Annotated in this window: 2 protein-coding genes; one reads left to right on the top strand and one right to left on the bottom strand. The window is 72.5% G+C overall.

The genetic code is table 11. The annotated features are described in order from the left end of the window. Positions 1 to 148: 148 nt before the first annotated feature. Positions 149 to 1,114, top strand: coding sequence for a bifunctional riboflavin kinase/FAD synthetase (locus tag K6I33_RS34165; protein WP_229358690.1), 966 nt, complete (start codon positions 149 to 151; stop codon positions 1,112 to 1,114). Between the two features lie 67 nt (positions 1,115 to 1,181). Here the strand turns inward: K6I33_RS34165 and K6I33_RS34170 are convergent. Next, positions 1,182 to 2,684, bottom strand: a 1,503-nt coding sequence (locus tag K6I33_RS34170; RefSeq protein WP_229358691.1) for a MinD/ParA family protein, incomplete at its 5' end; no start/stop codon positions are given.

A 2,684-nucleotide genomic window follows, 5' to 3' on the forward strand; every position in this document is an offset into this window, starting at 1 on the left:
GGTCAGGGGGGCGCGTCGGATCCCGCGCACCCAGCGGACGTGACCGGCACCGCACCGGCCGATGCGGGACGCCGCCAACCGGCATGGCACTCTTAGACCTGCGTCATCAGACAGACAAAGGTTCGGGTTCGGGCGAGGAGCGGGGACAGTGCAGCGCTGGCGTGGCTTGGAGGACATCCCCCAGGACTGGGGGCGCAGCGTCGTCACCATCGGCTCGTACGACGGCGTGCACCGCGGGCACCAGTTGATCATCGGTCGTGCGGTGGACCGGGCGAGGGAGCTGGGCGTTCCCTCGGTCGTGGTCACCTTCGACCCGCACCCCAGCGAGGTCGTGCGCCCCGGCAGCCACCCGCCGCTGCTGGCGCCCCACCACCGGCGCGCGGAGCTGATCGCCGAGCTGGGCGTGGACGCGGTGCTGGTCCTGCCGTTCACGGCGGAGTTCTCGAAGCTGTCGCCCGCCGACTTCGTGGTCAAGGTGCTGGTCGACAAGCTGCACGCCAGCCTCGTCGTCGAGGGCCCCAACTTCCGCTTCGGCCACCGGGCGGCGGGCAACGTCGACTTCCTCAAGGAGCTCGGTGGCACCTACGACTTCGACGTCGAGGTCATCGACCTCTTCGTCTCGGGCGAGGCGGGCGGCGGGCTGCCGTTCTCCTCGACGCTGACCCGCCGTCTGGTCGCCGAGGGCGACGTCGCGGGCGCCATGGAGATCCTCGGCCGTCCGCACCGCGTGGAGGGCGTCGTCGTGCGCGGCGCCCAGCGCGGCCGCGAGCTCGGCTTTCCCACGGCCAACGTGGAGACCCTGCCGCACACCGCGATCCCGGCCGACGGGGTGTACGCGGGCTGGCTGACCGTCGACGGCGAGGCCATGCCCGCCGCCATCTCGGTCGGGACGAACGTGCAGTTCGACGCCACCGAGCGGACGGTGGAGGCCTACGCCATCGACCGTGTCGGCCTCGACCTCTACGGGATGCACGCGGCCGTGGACTTCCTCGCGTACCTGCGCGGCATGGAGAAGTTCGCGTCCATCGACGCGCTGCTGGACCGCATGGCCGAGGACGTGAAGCAGGCGCGCGACCTGGTCACCGCGCACGAGGCCGCGGTCGTCGCCGGCTAGGACACGTACAACGGGAAGGGCCCCGGGCACGTACATCGCGCCCGGGGCCCTCCGTTTTCCCCCGTGCCTACTGCTGCGGCGGCAGGGGCCAGCCCTCCGGCTGCGGCTGTGGCTGGGGCTGCTGCCCGTACGGGGCCGGCGGCTGGGCCTGGGGCATGCCCTGGGGCACACCCTGGCCGTAGGGGTTGTACTGCGCCTCGGGCACGGCGGCCGGGGGAGCGTAACCGCCCGGCATCGGCTGCGCCTGGTGGGGCGCCGCGTACAGGCCCTGTTGCTGCTGGGCGCGGACGAAGTCCTCGGCGACCATGGCGGCCAGGTGGAAGTACGACTCGCGGGTCTTCGGCCGCATCATCTCCAGGTCGACCTCGGCGCCGGTGGCCAGGTGCTCGTCGAACGGCACGACCACGACGCCCCGGCAGCGCGTCTCGAAGTGCGAGACGATGTCCTCGACCTTGATCATCTTGCCGGTCTCCCGGACCCCCGAGATCACGGTGATGCTCCGCGACACCAGCTCGCCGTAGCCGTGCGCGGCGAGCCAGTCGAGGGTGGTGCTGGCGCTGCTCGCGCCGTCCACGGACGGCGTGGAGATGATGATCAGCTGGTCGGCGAGGTCGAGGACCCCGCGCATCGCGCTGTAGAGGAGGCCGGTGCCCGAGTCGGTGAGGATGATCGGGTACTGCTTGCCCAGCACGTCTATGGCGCGCCGGTAGTCCTCGTCGTTGAAGGTCGTCGAGACGGCCGGGTCCACGTCATTGGCGATGATCTCCAGTCCGGAGGGCGCCTGGGACGTGTAACGGCGGATGTCCATGTAGCTGTTGAGGTGCGGGATCGCCTGGACGAGGTCGCGGATGGTCGCGCCCGTCTCCCGGCGCACCCGGCGGCCGAGCGTACCGGCGTCGGGGTTGGCGTCGATCGCGAGGATCTTGTCCTGGCGCTCGGTGGCCAGCGTCGCGCCGAGGGCGGTGGTGGTCGTCGTCTTGCCGACGCCGCCCTTGAGGCTGATGACCGCGATGCGGTAGCAGGACAGGACGGGCGTACGGATCAGCTCCAGCTTGCGCTGCCGCTCGGCCTCCTCCTTCTTGGCGCCGAACTTGAAGCGGGCCGCCGGGTTCTGCTTCTTCGGCTTCTGCTTCGCCTTCAGCAGCCGCTCCGAGGACAGCTCGACCGCCGCCGTGAAACCGAGCGGGGCGCCGTGCACGGACCGCTGACGCTGCTCCGGCGTCACGGTCGGCCAGCCGCCGGCCCGGGGGTCGACGGGGGCCTCGGGAACACCGGGCTGACCGGGTGTCTGACCGGGCATCTGACCAGGAGCCTGGCCGGGCATCTGGCCGGGCGCCTGGCCGGGATACGTGCCCGGGTGCGCCGCCGGGTCCATGGCCGGCGGGAGGGCGCCGGGCTGCTGCGGCTGATGGGCCTGGTGGGCCGCCGCCGCTTCGGCGCCGGGGAAGGGCATGCCGGGCACCGGCGCGGCCGGCGCGCCCGGCTGGGCGTACGCCCCGGGAACGCCGGGCTGCGGCTGCCCCGGCGCGGCGGTGGGCGGCAGCGCGCCGGGGTACCCGTTGGGCTCCAC

Origin of the sequence: Streptomyces sp. UNOB3_S3 (assembly GCF_020740895.1) — a bacterium.
Lineage (GTDB): Bacteria > Actinomycetota > Actinomycetes > Streptomycetales > Streptomycetaceae > Streptomyces.